The 18,155-nt window shown below is 51.6% G+C and carries 19 protein-coding genes; 11 read left to right on the top strand and 8 right to left on the bottom strand.

What is annotated here, in order from left to right:
- Positions 1–31: 31 nt before the first annotated feature.
- The 7 genes from SPIBUDDY_RS04665 to SPIBUDDY_RS04695 all read left to right on the top strand — a co-directional run bounded on the left by SPIBUDDY_RS04665 (position 32) and on the right by SPIBUDDY_RS04695 (position 6,983).
- A complete protein-coding gene (locus tag SPIBUDDY_RS04665) occupies positions 32–841 on the top strand; it encodes a Cof-type HAD-IIB family hydrolase (RefSeq protein WP_013606604.1) in 810 nt (269 codons plus the stop codon).
- 86 nt (positions 842–927) lie between these two features.
- Entirely contained in the window at positions 928–2,028 is a 1,101-nt protein-coding gene (locus SPIBUDDY_RS04670) for a BMP family lipoprotein (protein WP_013606605.1), read from the top strand.
- A 90-nt stretch (positions 2,029–2,118) separates the two neighbouring features.
- Positions 2,119–3,648, top strand: a complete 1,530-nt coding sequence (locus SPIBUDDY_RS04675) for an ABC transporter ATP-binding protein (protein WP_013606606.1) — start codon at positions 2,119–2,121, stop codon at positions 3,646–3,648.
- The gene (locus SPIBUDDY_RS04680; RefSeq protein ID WP_013606607.1) at positions 3,645–4,745 is read left to right on the top strand and encodes an ABC transporter permease; all 1,101 of its coding nucleotides are present in this window, start codon (positions 3,645–3,647) and stop codon (positions 4,743–4,745) included. The genes SPIBUDDY_RS04675 and SPIBUDDY_RS04680 overlap by 4 nt, the downstream gene beginning before the upstream one ends.
- Positions 4,742–5,653 (top strand): ABC transporter permease, encoded by a 912-nt coding sequence (locus SPIBUDDY_RS04685; protein WP_013606608.1) that lies wholly within the window; start codon positions 4,742–4,744, stop codon positions 5,651–5,653. Before SPIBUDDY_RS04680 ends, SPIBUDDY_RS04685 begins: the two co-directional genes overlap by 4 nt.
- The gene (deoD, locus tag SPIBUDDY_RS04690) at positions 5,653–6,369 is read left to right on the top strand and encodes a purine-nucleoside phosphorylase (protein WP_013606609.1); all 717 of its coding nucleotides are present in this window, start codon (positions 5,653–5,655) and stop codon (positions 6,367–6,369) included. Before SPIBUDDY_RS04685 ends, deoD begins: the two co-directional genes overlap by 1 nt.
- 2 nt (positions 6,370–6,371) lie before the next feature.
- Positions 6,372–6,983, top strand: a complete 612-nt coding sequence (locus SPIBUDDY_RS04695; RefSeq protein ID WP_013606610.1) for a nitroreductase family protein — start codon at positions 6,372–6,374, stop codon at positions 6,981–6,983.
- Between the two features lies 1 nt (position 6,984).
- On the opposite strand, the gene SPIBUDDY_RS04700 is transcribed toward SPIBUDDY_RS04695, so the two are convergent.
- On the bottom strand, positions 6,985–7,902 hold the full coding sequence (locus SPIBUDDY_RS04700) for a nucleoside hydrolase (RefSeq protein ID WP_013606611.1): 918 nt from the start codon (positions 7,900–7,902) through the stop codon (positions 6,985–6,987).
- Positions 7,903–8,095: 193 nt separating this feature from the next.
- Between SPIBUDDY_RS04700 and SPIBUDDY_RS04705 the strand changes: the two genes are divergently transcribed.
- Positions 8,096–8,896, top strand: coding sequence for an alpha/beta hydrolase (locus SPIBUDDY_RS04705; RefSeq protein WP_013606612.1), 801 nt, complete (start codon positions 8,096–8,098; stop codon positions 8,894–8,896).
- Here SPIBUDDY_RS04705 and SPIBUDDY_RS04710 read toward each other — a convergent pair.
- Positions 8,891–10,174 carry an FAD-dependent oxidoreductase gene (locus SPIBUDDY_RS04710; protein WP_013606613.1) on the bottom strand — a complete coding sequence of 428 codons (1,284 nt, stop codon included), beginning with the start codon at positions 10,172–10,174 and terminating at the stop codon, positions 8,891–8,893. The two genes, SPIBUDDY_RS04705 and SPIBUDDY_RS04710, sit on opposite strands and share 6 nt — an antisense overlap.
- Before the next feature lie 160 nt (positions 10,175–10,334).
- Between SPIBUDDY_RS04710 and SPIBUDDY_RS16370 the strand changes: the two genes are divergently transcribed.
- Both SPIBUDDY_RS16370 and SPIBUDDY_RS04720 read left to right on the top strand, forming a co-directional pair.
- Positions 10,335–11,228, top strand: coding sequence for a Fic family protein (locus SPIBUDDY_RS16370; protein ID WP_013606614.1), 894 nt, complete (start codon positions 10,335–10,337; stop codon positions 11,226–11,228).
- 5 nt (positions 11,229–11,233) lie between these two features.
- Positions 11,234–12,802, top strand: a complete 1,569-nt coding sequence (locus SPIBUDDY_RS04720) for an N-acyl-D-amino-acid deacylase family protein (protein WP_013606615.1) — start codon at positions 11,234–11,236, stop codon at positions 12,800–12,802.
- On the opposite strand, the gene SPIBUDDY_RS04725 is transcribed toward SPIBUDDY_RS04720, so the two are convergent.
- The 6 genes from SPIBUDDY_RS04725 to SPIBUDDY_RS04745 all read right to left on the bottom strand — a co-directional run bounded on the left by SPIBUDDY_RS04725 (position 12,799) and on the right by SPIBUDDY_RS04745 (position 17,584).
- Positions 12,799–13,563, bottom strand: coding sequence for an amino acid ABC transporter ATP-binding protein (locus SPIBUDDY_RS04725; RefSeq protein ID WP_013606616.1), 765 nt, complete (start codon positions 13,561–13,563; stop codon positions 12,799–12,801). The genes SPIBUDDY_RS04720 and SPIBUDDY_RS04725 overlap by 4 nt on opposite strands.
- 9 nt (positions 13,564–13,572) lie before the next feature.
- Positions 13,573–14,208 carry an amino acid ABC transporter permease gene (locus SPIBUDDY_RS04730; RefSeq protein ID WP_013606617.1) on the bottom strand — a complete coding sequence of 212 codons (636 nt, stop codon included), beginning with the start codon at positions 14,206–14,208 and terminating at the stop codon, positions 13,573–13,575.
- Positions 14,209–14,288: 80 nt separating this feature from the next.
- Positions 14,289–15,104: an amino acid ABC transporter substrate-binding protein gene (locus SPIBUDDY_RS04735; protein ID WP_013606618.1), complete on the bottom strand. Its 816-nt coding sequence runs from the start codon at positions 15,102–15,104 to the stop codon at positions 14,289–14,291.
- Between the two features lie 109 nt (positions 15,105–15,213).
- On the bottom strand, positions 15,214–15,414 hold the full coding sequence (locus SPIBUDDY_RS16505) for a FeoB-associated Cys-rich membrane protein (RefSeq protein WP_155816059.1): 201 nt from the start codon (positions 15,412–15,414) through the stop codon (positions 15,214–15,216).
- Entirely contained in the window at positions 15,392–17,353 is a 1,962-nt protein-coding gene (gene feoB / locus SPIBUDDY_RS04740; protein ID WP_013606620.1) for a ferrous iron transport protein B, read from the bottom strand. Before feoB ends, SPIBUDDY_RS16505 begins: the two co-directional genes overlap by 23 nt.
- A gap of 3 nt (positions 17,354–17,356) precedes the next feature.
- Positions 17,357–17,584: a FeoA family protein gene (locus SPIBUDDY_RS04745; RefSeq protein ID WP_013606621.1), complete on the bottom strand. Its 228-nt coding sequence runs from the start codon at positions 17,582–17,584 to the stop codon at positions 17,357–17,359.
- A gap of 99 nt (positions 17,585–17,683) precedes the next feature.
- On the opposite strand from SPIBUDDY_RS04745, the gene SPIBUDDY_RS04750 reads away from it, so the two are divergent.
- Positions 17,684–18,061, top strand: coding sequence for a metal-dependent transcriptional regulator (locus SPIBUDDY_RS04750; protein ID WP_013606622.1), 378 nt, complete (start codon positions 17,684–17,686; stop codon positions 18,059–18,061).
- The last annotated feature ends 94 nt before the right edge of the window (positions 18,062–18,155 follow it).

Here is an 18,155-nt window from a genome sequence, read left to right on the forward strand (position 1 = left end):
TGAGGAGTTTCTTTTATACTAGGAGCATCCAGTGTATACCACCTTGGCCTTGGATTTGGATGGAACCCTCACCACCAGCACCAAACAGATAACCGCTGCTACCGTTGAAGCAGTACAACAAGCCCACCAAAGGGGGGTGCATATCGTACTTGCCAGCGGCCGGCCGGTTTTAGGCATTATACCGGTTGCCAGAACGTTGGGCCTGCTTGGTGAGGATGCAACCATCCTTGCCTACAACGGAGGGCAGTTGGTCTCTACCAAAAACCTTGAGGTACTCTGGGAAAAAACGGTGGATGTCCAGACAATCCATACCTGTTTTGCCTATGCAAAGGGACGGAACCTTGCGGCCCTTTCCTATGACAAGGAGGGTGTCATCACCGAAATGCCTGCCGATCGGCATGTGCTTCTGGAAGCCTACAACAATGCCATCCCCATTCGGAAGGTGGATGATCTCATTGCAGAGGTGCAGCACCCCATGCCCAAGGTGATGATCGTAGGGGAGCCGAAGAAATTGCTTGCTGCAAGAAAAGCCTTGCTTCCCCTTGTTGGAGACGCTGCAGACCTCGGGTTCAGCGACCCCTTCTTCATGGAAATAACCGCAAAAGGGGTGCACAAGGCATCGAGTCTGACTATGTTGCTTTCACTCTTGGGCCATGCAGCCAAAGATCTCATGGTTGTCGGAGACGGCCTGAATGACGTTCCGATGTTCGGCATTGCAGGCCTTGCCGTGGCCATGGCCAATGCCAGCGATGAGGTGAAGACCCATGCCCATGCCACTACCGCTTCAAACAACGAAGATGGGGTTGCTTTGGCCATAGAACGCCATATTCTTACCAAATAGGGCAAAAACTCTTCATTCACAACACTTTTTGTTGTGCTACAATACCAGGTACATTCATCACGGACCAACCATAAGGAGGGTAATCCATGAAAAAACTGAGTATTCTGGTACTTGTAGTGTGTATGACGACCATGCTCTTCGCCCAAGGCGGCAAGGAAGTTGCGGCCTCTGACGGCAGACCGACCATCCGCCTATTGACCGACGCAACCGGTATTGACGACAAATCCTTCAACGCAGCAGCGTGGAGAGGCATTGTCGAATATTACGGTGATACGGTTGAGAATACCGCCAACCGCGGCAAACTCTACGATGTAGTGACTGCACAGACCCAGGACATGTACATTCCGAACCTCAGACAGGCATCGGATGAAGGCTATGACCTGATTATGGTCACGGGTTTCACCTGGGCTGACGCATTGGGAGAAGTTGCTCCCCAGTACCCCGACCAGAAATACACCATTGTCGATGTTGACTGGGTTGGGCAGCCGAACGTTTTGGAGTTCATTTACTCCGAAGAACAGGGATCCTTTTTGGTAGGTATGGCTGCAGCGTTGCAGGCGAAGGAAGACGGCATCAAGAATCCAAAATTCGGTTTCATCGGTGGCGTTCCCGGAGCCACCATCACCAAGTTTGAGATGGGCTATGTTCAGGGTATCCGCTCGATTTTCCCCGATGCACAAATCTACGACTACTATGCCAACGACTGGGGCAAGCCCGAGCTCGCAAAGGCACAGGCCAAGAACTGGTACGACATGGGTGTCTACTGCATTTTCAGTGCAGCCGGCGGAACCGGAAACGGAACCATCGCACAGGCGAAAGAGTATCGGATGCAGGGCAAGAACGTCTGGGCAATCGGTGTTGATAGCGACCAGTATGCCGATGGCATCTATACCGGAACCAAGAGTGCGGTTCTGACTTCCATGCTCAAGAGAGTGGAGAACTCCTCTCTGATGGTCCTCAAGGCCGTAGCAGATGGTTCCTATAAAGGTGGCGTGGTGCAGATGGGCATGATCGACGACGGTGTCGGCTACTCAACAGCCAATCCTGAACTCAGCGCGAATGTGGTCAAGCAGGTTGATGCAGCGAAGGCTGACATCAACAGCGGCAAGATCAAGCTGTATAAGACCTATCGTGAAGCCCTCGCTTCAGGTGCTGCTCCGGCAGGGCTTGCAGCACTGGATGACTGATTACCCCAATGCCGGCAGGAAACTGCCGGCTCTCTGTGTGCCCATGTAAGAGCGTGGTCAGACAGAGAGCCTTGCAATAAGGAGCTGATGGTGAGCGAATACGCAATAGAAATGAGGAACATCACCAAAACGTTTCCCGGAGTGGTGGCAAACGACATGGTGACCCTGCAGGTGAAGCATCAAGAAATACACGCTTTGCTGGGTGAGAACGGTGCAGGCAAGTCGACTCTGATGTCCATATTGTTTGGATCGTACAGTGCTGACAGCGGGTCCATTCTTCTCGATGAAAAGCCTAGGGATATCAAGAATCCGAATGTGGCTACCAGTCTGGGAATAGGGATGGTGCACCAACATTTCAAACTGGTGCAGAATTACACGGTTGCCGAAAATATAGTATTGGGCATGGAACCCACGAAGGGTGGGATGCTCGACATGAAAAGTGCCAGAGAGCGCGTGGCCAAACTCAGTGACCAGTACGCATTGAAAGTAGACCCTGACGCATTGGTGGAAGATATTACCGTGGGGCAGCAGCAACGTGTAGAGATCCTGAAAACGCTCTACCGTAATGCAAACATCATTATCTTTGACGAACCTACCGCTGTATTGACTCCCCAAGAGGTTGATGAGTTGATGGACATCCTCAAGAAGCTTCGGTCCGAGGGAAAGACCATAGTGCTTATCACCCACAAGCTGAAAGAGATCAAGGAAGTCGCCGATCGCTGTACGGTGCTGCGTCGCGGACGTTGCATCGGAACTGTCATAGTCAAGGATGTCAGTGAACAAGACCTTGCTGAAATGATGGTGGGCCGAGCGGTGAAGTTTGAAATTGAGAAGCCTGAACAGCGGGTAGGCAAGGTAATGCTCAGCCTGCAGAACCTGCAGGTGACCGACCAAAGCGGCATCGTACGCGTCAAGGACCTGAGTCTTGATGTGCATGAAGGGGAGATAGTCGGTATCGCCGGTGTCGATGGTAACGGCCAAAGTGAATTATTGGGTTCCATTATCGGTCTGCTGCCCCTTTCAGGGGGGGCAATCCTTCTTGATGGCAAATCCATGGGCAACCTCTCCATCCGGGAGAGGATCCAGGCGGGCCTCGGCTATATCCCTGAAGACCGGAAGAAATTCGGGGTGGTAGGCGAATTCTCCATCGCAGAGAACACCGCACTGAAAAATTACTACCTAAGCCCCTATCGGAAGCGTTTCGGCGTGCTTGATTTTGATGCTATGAAGAACGAGGCTGAAAACCTGATCAAGCAGTTCGATATCCGCAGCGCCGAGGGAGCACAGACCAATACCGGAAGCCTGTCCGGGGGAAATCAGCAGAAGGTCATCGTAGCCAGAGAGATTTCTCTCTCCCCTAAGGTGCTGGTAGTTGCCCAACCTACCCGTGGGTTGGATGTAGGTGCAATTGAATACATCAGAAAAAGAATCATTGCCGAGAGAGGGAAAGGCAGGGCAATCCTGCTGATTTCCTTCGAGTTGGATGAGATCATGAACCTCTGTGACCGCATTGCAACCCTCAGCAAGGGGAGCATCGTAGCGGTAAACAAACAGAATGAAATTACTGAATACGAAATAGGCCTGATGATGGCTGGTTCGAAGAAGGAGGCAGTACGATGAAACTTACTCGTCAAAAACTCATCCAATCGGATGGTGCTGTCTCGGTTCTTGTCGTAGTGCTTGGTTTTCTTGTCGGTACCATTTTGGTCGCGCTGGTGGGAAAGAACCCCTTGAACATGTACAAGGCACTCTTTCAGGCATTAAGCGGGTATAACATCGACAATGGACGGATGAATATCCGTTACATTGCAGAGACGTTGAACTATTCAGTTCCCTTTATACTCTGCGGTCTTTCGATGGGCTTTGCAAAGCGGGTAGGTCTGTTCAACATCGGTGGAGAAGGCCAGTACATCATGGGTCTGACCATCGCCCAGGCAATAGCATTGCTTGGGCCCCAGGTTCCTGTATTGCATTGGCTGCTGGCCATCCTGGGTGCCATCGTAATCGGTTCTCTCTGGGGTGGGGTTGTAGGCATCCTCAAAGCCAAATATGAAGTGAGTGAAGTGGTTTCCACCATCATGCTCAACTATGTGGCTCTCTACCTGAGTCGTATCATCTGCCTGCAATTGCCGGGTGCCACCACCTACAAGACGGCCAACTTTCCCGAGACGGCTTTGATCGGCAATACCTTCTTCCAAAAAATTACCAACAATTCCCTTTTGAACAACGGCATTTTCATGATGGTCATTGCGGTATTGGTCTATTGGTTCATCATGGAGAAAACCAGCCTCGGCTATGGTATGCGGGCCACCGGTTTCAATAAGGAGGCTGCAAGGGCCAGCGGAATTCCGGTTGTCAGATCCATCTCGATTTCCATGGCCATCAGCGGCGCCTTTGCAGGTCTGGCAGGCGGAATCGTCGCCCTTGGCTCCTTTAAGTATGGACGGGTTCTCTCGGGCATGGACAATTACGGCTTTGACGGTATTGCCGTTGCCTTGGTCGGTAACTGTACGGCTCTGGGAACAACCTTGGCAGGTTTCCTGTTCGGCCTTCTGAAGAACTCCCAAGCCCTGATGCAGGGCAAGCAGATACCCAAGGAGATTACCTTCATCATCCAGGGCCTGATCGTAATTTTCATCGCCCTGCGTTCGGCTTTGAAACTCTATCAGGAGTACCTGGATAAGAAGCAGTTGCAGAAGGAGGTAGGAATCAAATGAGTATGCTATGGGGAATGCTTCCTTCAATTTTGATGATCGTCGCCCCGATTCTCATCACCGCCATCGGCGGCATGATTTGTGAGAAGGCGGGCGTCGTAAATATTGCACTCGAAGGACTGATGGCCATCGGTGCTTGCACTGCGGCTTCCGCCCATGTCCTGATGGAGAGCGCGGGAATGAATCCCAACCTTTCGCTTTTCCTGGCCTTGGCATTGGGCTTTGTCGTCGGCGGTCTCTTTTCGTTGGTACATGCGGTTGCCGCCATCAACCTGAATGCCGACCAGACCATAAGCGGCACGGGTATTAACCTATTGGCCAACGGGGTGACCATTTTCGCAAGCCAGATTCTTTTCAGTGCCGACCGAACCCGTGAGTTCCGCATGGGTATGCAGACTGACGCTCTGGGTATCTATCCCACGGCGTATATTGCCATTGCGGTGGTGCTTTTCTCTTGGTTTCTGCTCTATAAGATTCCTTTCGGGGTGCACCTCAGGGCATGCGGAGAACATCCGGGAGCAGCGGAGAGTGTGGGCATCAACGTCAAGAAGATGCGCTACTTTGCCGTCATCGCCAGCGGAGTGTTGGCCGGTCTTGCCGGTGGATGCGTCGTCCTTACCCAAACCATCCAATATACTTCAAACACCATCAACGGTCGTGGTTTCATCGCGTTGGCTGCCGTTTCATTCGGTAGGTGGAGACCCCTCGGGGTTACTGGGGCTGCTTTCCTGTTTGGAGCCGCCCAGGCGTTTGCCATTATTGCAAACAACTTCCCCGCCCTCAGGGTTCTTCCCTCGGAGGTGTTCAACATTCTTCCTTATGTAGTCACGCTTGCCGCCTTGGTGCTTTTCAGCGGCAAGAATTATGCACCCAGCGCTGCCGGTAAAGCGTATGAGAAGGGGGCCAGCTGATGACACCCCACAATCGTGCAGATAAGGCAGATATTGCTCCTGTTGTCCTCGCCCCAGGCGATCCGCTTCGTGCCAAGTTGGTTGCAGAACACTTCCTCAGTGATGCACGCCTTGTCACTGATGTAAGAAATATGTTGGGCTATACCGGTTTTTTCAAGGGACAAAAGGTCACAGTGATGGCAACCGGCATGGGCGGTCCCTCGATCGGCATCTACAGCTATGAACTGTTCACCACCTACGATGTGAAGGCGATCATCCGCATCGGTACCTGCGGAGGTCTGCAAAAACAGATCGGGATAGGGGATTTGGTCTGTGCCATGACTGCCAGCACTGATTCGGCTTGGGCCCATCAATACAACCTGAAGGGAACACTCAGTCCCTGCTGTGACAGTGAATTGCTGTTCAAAGCCGTTGACCAGGCAAAACAATTAGGATATCCCTGTCATGCAGGCATGGTATTCTCCAGCGACCTGTTCTCCTCCTACAATGCCTTGGGACAGGAGAGTTGGAAGGCTTGGGCACGCATGGGTGCTCTTGCCCAGGATATGGAGACCTATGCCCTTTATGCAACTGCGGCTTGGACGGCGAAGCGCGCCCTTTCGCTTTTGACTATGACCGACAGCTGTGTAAGCGGGGAAGGTTTTGGCCCCGAAATGCGGAGCAAGGGTCTGTTTCCCATGATTGAAGTTGCCCTGGGCGTTGCGTTGGAGGTATAGCAATGGATTTTCTAGAGGCCATGCAGCATCGGTTTGCCTGTAAGCAGTACGACCGACAGCGAATGCTTGAAGAGCTTGAGATTCATACGATTCTTGAGTACGGAAGGCTCACTCCCACTTCCTTCGGTCTTGAGCTTTGGTCCTTTCATGTCGTAAAAAGTTTCCAGAAAAAAGAGGCGTTGTTTCATGCCTGTTTTGACCAGGAATCGGTCAGAACCAGTGCAGTAACCGTTGCAGTTTTGGTACGTACCGCTGCCTTTGCCAATCCTGATGGAGATCTGGTGCATACCCGCGGTAAGCGATTTCCCGATCCCTTGCCGGTATTCATCGATGATTATCGCCCCTATTACGAGTTTCTCAAATCAGAAGGAAGGCTCGACTGCTGGCTTAGGAGCCAAGGGTATTTGGCCATTGCAAACATGATGACCGGTTCCGCCGCCATGGGTATCCAAAGCTGTGCAATTGAAGGCTTCGACGAGAAGAAGGTGCTCAGGGTTTTGGATGCGAATGCCGATCAGTGGCAGGTCTCCTTGCTGGCAACCTTCGGCTACCCTGCAGAACAGGAGCGGCCGAAGATTCGTGAAAGTTTGGATGAACTGGTTGTCTACCATTGATTTAGGGAAGATTGGCCAGGGCACGCTCGACCAAGGTCCAAAACCAAGGGATGTCGATTCGTTTGGCAATCAAGACGCCATTTTCCGATATGGTGGCAACTTTGGTTGTTTTTCCGTAGGTAGGACCTTCCTTGATGTCCACAGAAACCGTGCAATACTCAGTTTCCACCTTGGATGGATCGACTAGGTACGCTACGCACAAAGGATCGTGCATCTGCGGCTCTCCCTGTCCCCGTTTTGTGTAGTTGGCGGTATAACTTTCCATGCAGGCACAGAATACTGCGTTGCTCAATCCTTTTCTGGTTTGGAAATCAGAGAGGCGATTTCGGCTGAGGGTGACTTGACGGGTGCAGTCCAAGGGAAAGAGCACCATTTTCGCACCGGATGAGAAAACACGTTCGGCTGCCTCGGGATCGGCAAAGGTGTTGAATTCTGCACTTTCTGTGACATTGCCCCGACTGAACGACCCTCCCATGATGATTATTTGTTTGCAAAGTCTTGCCACCGAAGGGTCCTGTTCAAAAGCGAGAGCCAGATCGGTGAGGGGACCTACACTGACGATGCTGAGTTGATGGGGATTGGCTTTCACCAACTTGATGAGCTCTTCAATGCCGTCTTTGTCTTGCGCCTGCTGGAACTGCCTTGGTGCAAACACCGGGCCATCGAGGCCTGTTTTTCCATGGAAATCACCGGCTTCTATCGGCTTTCGTACCAAAGGCTTGTCCGCTCCCTTGTACACAGGGCATCGTATTCCTGCCGTTTCCAGGACATTCAAGGTATTTTCCACTGTCTTGTCCAAACCGACATTGCCAGCTGTCGCAATGACTGCCTCAATGCTGATCTCTTCCAACCCTGCGGCGAGAAACAGGGCTACTGCATCATCCAAGCCTGTGTCGACATCCAAAATAATCCGTTCCATCTAATTCCTCTTTGGCTAGACATCTGAATCTGCTTAAAACAGATAGAGAATGAGGTCCGTCAGGCTCTCGTGTGAATTGTATCAGTTTCCTATCGGATCTGGCAATGAAAGTTTTCCTGCTTGGATAGGGAGGTATGTTGATTGAGCATACATCCACAAGGCGATACCGAAAAAATGTGCTACTATTGGCTCTATGAGAATCATACAAATTGCAGTAGGGCCGAATCAGGTTCCTCTAACCGGGTATTTACAGGACATCACCAGCGATGGGGGGATTCGCAACATCAGGCCGTCGGTTGTCATTTGCCCGGGAGGGGCGTATCGGTACCGTTCCGAGCGTGAACGCGATCCGGTTGCGCTTCACTTCTTGAACATGAGTTACAATGTCTTTATTCTCGACTACTCGGTACAGGAAGAAGCGAAGAATCTCAATCCGCTGCTCGAGGCAAGTGATGCCCTGATCAAGATTCGTGAACACGCACTAGCCTGGATGTGCGACCCCACCCGTATCGCCATCATCGGCTTCAGTGCAGGCGGCCACTTGGCGGCTTCGCTTGCCATCCTGCACAACCACGAGATGGTTGTCAGCAGGCAGACGATCAAGGACGAGAACAACCGCCCTGACGCAGCGATCCTTTGTTATCCAGTGATCAGCGGTGGTGAATATGCCCATAAAGAGAGCTTGGAGTGGGTAAGCGGTGGGGACGAGAAGCTTCGCACCCTTTTCAGCCTGGAGAACCAAGTGACTGCATCCACCAGCCCGATGTTTATCTGGCATACGGTTACCGATGCCTCGGTTCCGGTGGAAAACAGCATGCAGCTCGCTCTCAGTTTGAGACGCGAGCAGGTGCCGTTCGAATTGCATCTCTTTGAACAGGGAAGTCATGGACTGTCCATGTGCACACAAGAGGTAGGAACTCCCCATCCCGCGTGCAGACAGTGGGTGGACTTGGCCTCTACGTGGCTGAACAGTCGTTTCCACCACACCTTATAGGGCGGCGAGCATACCCTCTGCCGACCTGATTCCGCTGGCCCATGCCCCGGTGATACCGCGGCTGGTGCCGGCTCCATCACCTGCAAACCAGATATCCTCTTTGACACGGAAGTACTCATCGAGGTAGGCTGGTTTGTTTGCATACAGCTTGATCTCGGGGTAGTACATGATGGTTGAAGGGTGAAGCAAACCCGGGACGATGGTGTCCAGGTTCTTCATCGCCTTCCAAATCGCCCTGAGGATTTTTGCCGGAATGGCTAGAGAGATATCACCGGGGCAACAGGTGCGAAGGGTGGGTTCAAAGTCATACAGGTCGCCGCTGAAGCTTGCTTCCTTGCTGCGTGATCCTAGACGGAAGTCTCCGACGCGTTGCATAAGCGGCTGACCGCCACCCATGAGAGCCGCCTGAAGGCCCAGGTTTTCTGCAAAAGCCTGGCCGCTTGCCAAGGGGGCGGTGAAACGGACAGTCTTGAGGATCGCAAAGTTTACCAGTCCATTGTCATGACGGGCGTCAGGGGCGAAGGCATGGCCGTTGACTGAGTACCATTGGTCGCCGCGGTTGGTTGCATAGCGTTCACGTACCACGTGGGCGTTGCCGCTGTTGGTACAAAAGGTTCTGACCTTTTCGGGGAAGTAGAACTTCGGGTCATAATAGTCACGGACGATGGGGTAGTGCTCGATTCTGGTTTCCACCCGAAGTCCGATGTCCACAATATTGTCGATGAAGGGAATGGAGAGAGACCGCATCAGGTCCTGCAGGAAGTGAAAGCCTTTTCTTCCCGGGGCGACCAAGAGTTTCTTATAACCGATCTCCCGTTTTTCCGTTACAATGAACTGAGCTTCTGCATTCACACTTTCCATTGCTTCGCCTAGGGAAAGGTCCACTCCGGCTTCTGAGAGCCTGGCAAGGAGTTCTTTGATCAAAAGCAGGCCGCCGTCTGTACCCAAGTGGGTTTGCTTGATCTCCAAAAGTGTACAACCCAATCGTTCTGCACGCTTCTGGTAAACACCGATATTCGATTTGTCCAAGAAGGAAGGTTTAAGGAAATCGATAACCTCTTTGAGGTAGTGTTCAGCAACCTCTTGTGTCCAATATTCTACAGGAAACCCAATTGGGTAGGTGAAGTTCATTTTACAGTCATTGCGCATACCGCCGGTCGAAACCTTCTCGCGGTCGATCATCAGGATTTTTAGATCCGGTCGCTTTTGGATGAGTGTGAAGGCGGCTCCCATGCCAGCCGGTCCGCTTCCTACAATGACAACATCATACATGTCCATGAAAACCCTCCCAGGTGTAATTGGAAAGGGTCTCCCTTTCCAACCAATTATCCCCATTGTAGGGTGTTTCGTAAACCCCTTGTTGGTGTGCCTATCCTTGCACAGAGCCTGTATTCATGGTATTACACCAAAGTAGGAATAGTTGTTGTGAGGTGACAGAATGTACATAAGTGCCAAGGAAGCTGCAAAGAAATGGGGTATCTCAGAACGAAGAGTACGCATTCTCTGTTCAGAGGGCCGCGTCGATGGGGTGCTGAGAACTTCCTGGGCATGGAATATCCCTTCCGATGCTCCGAAACCGGGGGATGGACGGCACCTTCGGCACATGAAGAACCATGACATGAGAATCGGCGGCATGGATTTCTCACGCTTGGAGGCTGAAGCACAGAATCTGAAGCGAATCACCCAAACCGAACAGTTCATTCGTTCCTACCACAGGCTGGTGACCCGGTTCGTCCTCTCTTCGTTTGCAAGTGAAGATAGTGCTGTGGAAGCCCAGGATTTGGCTGTACTGTACAATCGTTGCTTTGTTCCCTCCCTGCCTTTTGCAATGCAACTGTTGGCACTGAATATGCGCTCGATCCTGATACGCATGCTGTATCAGTATGGATTGGGACCTATCGAGGGCAAAAGCCGACCGCACATGAGCGAGCAACGACTGAAAGAGTTGTACCAGATGATGTGTCAAGGACTTGAGGAGGAGGGTCCGGTTGCCTATCTGAACACCGAAAAAGTCCAGCAGATGGAAACCCTCTTTGTCCAATACGATCGTGACTGGGCTCATTTGCACCCCGTAGTCCGAGCTCTTTTCCTCTATGGGGAGCTGCTTCGGATACAGGCATTCGGCAAGTACGATGGTCTGTTGGCCAGTCTTGCGTTCGCCCAGGAGTTGATCAGTTTCGGGTATCCGCCAACGCTTTTCGATGCTGAACATGTTGATGAGTTCAAAGCTGCGATGATATTGACCAGAAGCAGGGGTAATTATCAGAATGCACTGCGCATGCTTGAGCAGATGCTTCTCTTTGAGTGTTCCAAACTTACCACAAGGGAGTAGTTACCATGGTTGTGTTCTCCAATGCAACGGTGGTGGATGGCACCTCTTTTACCCCCTTCAAGGCTGATGTGCTTGTTGAGCATGGCCTTATAGAAGCAATTCTGCCGCCTTTGAGCGCACAATCTGAGAGTATGCTCGATTGTTCGAATCGCGTGTTGTGTCCGGGGTTTGTGGACATCCACGGTCATAGCGATCTCGAAGTACTGAGAAACCCCTCCATGAGGCCGAAGATCGGGCAGGGTATTACCACCGAGGTGGCAGGCAACTGCGGCATCGGGGTGTTTCCCGCCGAAGCGGGCAATCCCTTTCTGGCTGAACTCACCGGTGATGTCCTGGGCCGCTACCCGAAGGTCGGATGGCCTTCCTTTACGTCCTACCTCGATACGATGAGGCAGACAGGTAGCGGCACGAACATGGCTTTTTTGCAGGCACACAGCACACTGCGAAGTCTTGCTTTGGGGGGCAATCCAAACCGCCTTGCCACCGATTCAGAAGTCAAGCGCATGTGTCTGTATCTCCAACAGAGTTTACAGGAGGGGTGTATCGGCCTTTCCAGCGGCCTCTACTATGCTCCATGCCTGTTCGCCGACCGCAAGGAGTTGCTTGCGTTGCTTTCTGTTGTGAAGTCTTTCGACCGGCTCTTTTGCGTGCATATGCGTTGCGAAGGTTCCGACATCCTTTCCAGCATTGAAGAGGTCCTGGACCTTGCCCGCGAAAGTGGGGTGAAGCTTCAGATCAGCCATTTGAAGGTGATAGGAAGGAAAAACCAGTATCTGGTTCCTTCCATGCTTGCTCTCATCGAACAAGCCCGCCAACAGGGTGTGGATGTCCAATTCGACCAATATCCCTATGAGTACGGATCGACCAGCCTCTTCAGCCTGCTTCCTCCTCCCTACCTGAGGCTGAACAGGGGTGAGCTTAAGAAGGTACTTGCTTGCAAGCAGGAGCGATCCTCCATCAAGACAATGATGGAGCTCGGACAGGGGTGGGACAGTATTGCCTCACTGTGCGGGTGGGATGCCATCAAGGTATTGGTGCTGCAAAGCAATCCCCGCTACGAGGGAAAAAGCATAGCTGAAATTGCCTGCGAGCGTGAGCAGGATCCCTATGAGGCTTTCTTTGACCTGCTTGCCGAGGAAGAGGGATCGGCCTTGATGACCGACGTGACCCAAAGTCAGGATTCTATCAAACGAATTCTCTCCCATCCTTTGATGTGTTTTGGAACCGATGCACTCTATGCCGGCAAGAAAGCCCATCCGAGAAGCTACCAGGCCGCCTTGCATCTGCTTGACCGGTATTGGAAACAGGAGCCGGTTCTCAGTCTTGAGCAACTTATCGCAAAAATGACCAGTTGTGGTGCAAAGCGCTTGGGCCTGTCCGACCGAGGCATGATAGCCAAGGGCTATAGGGCCGATTTGGTCCTGTTCGACCCGATCGGGCTTTGCGACCGTTCAAACGAGGCTCATCCAGAGACTCCAGCCTGTGGGCTGGACCTGGTTATGGTCAATGGGGTTATTGCTTTACAGAACGGCAGGTATACCGACAGCACCAGTGGACAGATATTGCTCGCCTAATTCTGCTCGTAACGGTTGAGGAAGCGTTTGGTTCTGGGATTGGTCGGGTCGTTGAATAGCTGTTGGGGAGTCCCTTCCTCTACAATCAACCCATCATCCATAAAGATGACACGGTCTGATATGTCCCTGGCAAACGACATCTCATGGGTGACAACAATCATAGTCATCTTTTCCTTGGCAAGATCCTTGATGACCTTCAGGATTTCTCCCGTCAGTTCCGGGTCCAGGGCACTGGTCGGCTCGTCGAAGCAAAGCACATCAGGATTGAGTGCGAGGGCACGGGCGATGCTGACACGTTGCTGTTGGCCACCCGAGAGCTGGCAGGGGTAGGCTTTTTCCTTCTCTTCCAGCCCCATTTTTGCCAAAAGGCTTCTTCCGACCTGATTCGCTTCTTCTTTACTGCGTCCCAGGACATGCATCTGTGCTTCCGTGATATTTCTCAGCACACTCATGTGAGGGAAGAGGTTGAAACTCTGAAAGACCAGGCCGAGGTTCAGGCGCACCTCTTTGAGGGTCTCCTTGTTGGCATAGGAGACCTTGCCCTCTTCTGTCGTCCTCACCATTGTCTTGGAACAGACTTCGATGGTACCCCCGTCGATGGGTTCAAGCTGGGTGAGACAGCGCAGCAAGGTACTCTTTCCGCTCCCCGAGGGACCGATGATGGAGAGGACTTCCCCCTTGTTGAGGGTGAAGGAGATGCCCTTGAGCACTCCCAGTCCATCGAACTCTTTTTTCAGGTTTGCAACTGATATGATTTCCATCCAGGTCTCCTAGTGGTAGTAGTTGAGCTTCTTCTCAAGCAGGTCGAAGGAGCGGGATACGAGTGCGTTCATGAGGAAGTAAAAGACGCCCGCAATGAAAATGGGCATGGTGGAGAACTGTCTTGCTGATGCATTCTGTGCAACCCTGAACAACTCGGCAACGCCGATGGTCTGTGCAAGGGCTGTGTCCTTGACCAGGGTGATGACTTCGTTTCCCATCGCAGGGATGATTCTCTTGACGACCTGAGGGGCAACAACATGGGTGAAGGTATGGGTTTTGGAGAATCCAAGGACCAAGGATGCCTCATATTGGCCGATGGGGATGGATTGGATTCCTCCTCGGTAAATCTCGGCAAAATAGGCGGCATAGTTGATGACAAAGCCTACAATTACAGCAGTGAAGCGGTCATAGGAAGCTCCGAAAATATAGTATGGGGCGAAGTAGACAAACAGCAACTGCAGAATGAGAGGCGTTCCGCGCATGATCATGATGTAGATATTGACCATGTTGGAAATGATTGGATTCTTGGACATCCTCCCTTTGGCTACCAACAAGCCCAATGGAAGGGAAAAGAGCAAGGTGAGGGCAAATATTTTCAGGCTCGTGACGGTTCCCGCCAGCATCTGCAGCAAGAGGTTTCCCATGCAAGTCTCCTACAAAACGGATAGATTCCTAGAAAAAAAAGAAACGGGGAGCAATGCTCCCCGTCATCATACCGTTTTCCTTATTTTCCGACAACGGTGATGTCTGAACCAAACCAGGTGGTGGAAATCTTGGCTAGGGTGCCATCGGCCTTCATAGCCAACAGCTGGCTCCAGACTGCGTCTGCGAGCTTCTGATCACCCTTTCTGAATCCGATACCGTAGTCTTCGGGGGCGAGTTCCTCGGTAAGGATTCTGAAAGCCTTGCCGCTGCGCTTGATGTTGTCGTTGGCAACTGTTACGTCGACAACCAAGGCATCGATACCGCCGATCTCAAGATCCATGAGGCCGGTCAGGTTCTCCTTGAACTCAATGAAAGTCTTGATGGACTTCTTGAAATCAGGAGAAGCGTCGATGGCACTGGAGGCCGAAGATCCTGCCTGGTAGCCGACGCTCTTGCCACTGAGGGAGGCGAGGGTGGTATACGGACTGTCATCGCGTACTACGACAACTTGTGCATTGTGAATGTAAGGAGCGGTGAACGTCATGGCCTGCTTGCGCTCTTCGGTGATGGTGAATCCGTTCCAAATGCAATCGATATTGCCGGTATTCAGCTCCTGCTCCTTGGCGTTCCAGTCGATCGGCTGTAATTTCAAGGTGACGCCCATGCGCTTGGTGACTTCTTTGGCGAGGTCTACGTCAAAGCCAACGATCTCTCCCTTCTCATTGCGGAAGCCCATCGGAGGGAAGTTGTCGTCTAATCCCATGACAAACTGGCCTTTGCTCATTACCTTATCCAAGGAGCTGTCTCCACCGATGGCTTGTTCCTTGGTGCCGGCGGCAAACAGACTTGCACTTACTAACAATAGGGTCAACAGTACAACAGTGCATCGTTTCATTGTTCTTTCTCCTCAATTACAAACTAATTATACGCTCTTTTTGGAGAGTGTACCCGTAATGGAGGGAAAATTCCAGACTTTCTGTATAAATATTCAGTTAATGTATATATTAGTGACAGGAATCTGCAAATTTGCACCCTTTGCATGCACTGTTCTTTTTTGTGCCGCATGAAGCGCAACTCTCTTCCTTGCTCTGCTTGTGCAACGTTTTTAGTGCAAATATCACCAGTAAGACGATTACAAGGCCGACAAGAATATTGGAAATGATTGCTACAAGCATACAGACCTCACAGGAGTAGCAGGGTTGCATAGCGTACCAGCAACGCTGCCAAATAGGCGAATCCCGTCTGCCAAAGTACGGCAAACAGGAGTTTACGTTTGCTGCCAAGCTCCTTGAACATTGCGCTGATAGCGGCAATACAGGGAGAGGAGAGCAGGATGAACGTCATATAGGAGAGGGCGGTGTCGGCTGTGAAAAATGCACCCAGGGATGCCGTTCCGATGGTTACACTCAAGGTGCTGACAATTGATTCCTTTGCTGCAATGCCTGTAAGCAGTGCGACGCTTGCCTGCCAGAACCCAAAACCCAGGGGAATGAACAGCGGTGAAATGATTCTTCCGAGCATGGCAAGCATGCTCAGTTCTGCATCCACGGCTTGCAAGCTGAAGGAATAGGAAGAGAGCAGGTAGATGATGATCGAGGAGAGCAGGATGATCGTCCCGGCTTTCTGGATGAATCCCAACGTACGCTCCTTTGTTTGCAGCCAAATGTTCTTTGCAGCGGGAATCTGATACCGGGGAAGTTCCAAAATGAATGCATTGGTTTCCTTATGCTTGTCCAAGGCGCGGGCAAGCAGGCCGGTTACCACGACCGCAATAATTCCCAGGAGATACATAAGAGGGGCGATGAACCACTTGCCGGGGAAAAAGTAGGTAAGCATCAGGGCGAAGACCGGCATTTTTGCCCCGCAGGGTATGAAAGGAGTCACGATGACGGTTAATTCCCGCTGTTTCTGGTGTTCGATGGTTCTGCTGCTCATAATGGCGGGAACGGAGCAGCCGGTACCGATCACCAAGGGGATGATGGATTTGCCGGAAAGACCCATGCTGCGCATCAGCCTGTCCATGATGAAGGCGATTCGGGCCATGTAGCCGCAGTCTTCCAGTACGGAGAGCAGGAGGAATAGCACAAAGAGTTGGGGAACAAAGGTCAGTACCGCCCCGACTCCTGCAATGATGCCGTCCACCAGAATGCCGGAAAGCAATGGATGCACCCCTACAGCATCGGCAAACGTCTGGATATGCAGGGAGGCAAAGGCAAAGAGGTTTTCCAACCAACCGGTTGTATATCCTCCCACTAAGCCGATGGAGAGGTAGAATACCCCAGCCATAATGGCTATGAACAGCGGGATGGCTCCGAACTTGCTGGTGGCGATGCTGTCAAAATTAAACTGTTTGGCCTGTATGGTCTTAATCTGGCAGTCTTTTGCAATATGCTCTGCTACCTTATATCGTTGGTCGATGATAATTGCCTGCACATCGTCGTCATAGTGCTCGACCAATTCCTTTCGGGCTTGTGCAATATACGTTTGGAAGGCTTGGGGTGGCTGGGGCATGGAAGAGATGAAAAGATCGTCGGCTTCCAGCAACTTGATGGCAGCCCAACGCATCTGCCTTCCCTTGGGAATCGTGTGCAGATAATCGTCTTCGATGATGGTGGTGATGTACCGTTCGACAAAATTGGAGAACAGCGGCTGCATGGGCAGTCGCTTCTGATTCAGGCTGTGTTCGATTTCCTGGAGCAAGGCGATGATGCCGGTTCCCTTGCTCGCCGATATTTGTACGACGGGGCAGCCGGTCATTTGTGAGAGACGCTTTACATCGATGCGTATTCCCGCTTTTTCCAGCAGGTCTTCCATGTTCAATACAAGCAGAAGAGGTCTGCCCAACTCGGCCAGCTGATTGGTCAGATAGAGGCTTCGTTCAAGATTGGTTGCATCGATTACATCGATGATGAGGTCAGGTTGTTCATCCAGAATGTAACGCCGGGACAGTTTTTCCTCAGGCGAGTAAGGGGAAAGGGAATAGATACCCGGAAGGTCGAGAATCTTGTGGCCGTTGACCACTCCTTCCTTCTTTTCAACAGTGACTCCCGGCCAGTTGCCTACATAGGCAGTAGTTCCTGTCAGGGTATTGAAAAGCGTAGTTTTCCCGCAATTGGGATTTCCGATCAACGCAATTGTTTGCATATGCTATCTTAATTCAATGGCACGGGCTTCAGCTTTTCTGAGGCACAGATGATATCCACGCAACGAGACTTCCATCGGATCGCCCATCGGCGCTAGTTTAACAATTTCTACGCCAACCCCTTTGGTAAAGCCCATATCCATAAGTCTTCGCTTAAGCTGTGTCGGAGCATGGATTGCCTTCACAGCTCCCTTTTGACCTACGGTAAGTTCATCCATTGTTGTCTGCATCATAGTTTACCCTCAACCATAAGTTAGCTGTTACAAACATTTGTGTCAAGGTTTTTTCTCTCTTCCGATGACAAATCGCTTGAGGCATGATACCATCACTGCATGCAGAAGTCAGGGGAAGATTACCTTGAGGCCGTTTTGGCTCTCAGTCGGGAACATGAAAAGGTGCGGACAACCGATGTTGCCTTGCGCCTTGGTGTCTCCAAACCGAGTGTGAACCGGGCTATGAAGGTGCTCGCTTCTGAAGGGTATGTGACGCAGGAAACCTATGGAGATATCCATCTTACAGAGAAGGGTAGGCTCAAAGCTTCCCAGGTGTATTTTCGCCATACGACCCTTACCAGCTTTCTCAAGGATGTGCTGGGAGTGGATGCCGTCATTGCCGAGCAGGATGCCTGCCTTATCGAGCACGACATTTCCAGTGAAACCATGGAGAAACTTGCTTCGTTTTTACGCTCCTATCAAGGGCTGTCGTCGTAGTTCTTGTATACAGGTACTCCGATTCTGCTTTCTTCTCACCATTCTTGTTTGTCTACTCAAAATCGCATGCATAACCACAAAACCTTTTTCTTGT

The organism is Sphaerochaeta globosa str. Buddy, assembly GCF_000190435.1.
GTDB lineage: Bacteria > Spirochaetota > Spirochaetia > Sphaerochaetales > Sphaerochaetaceae > Sphaerochaeta > Sphaerochaeta globosa.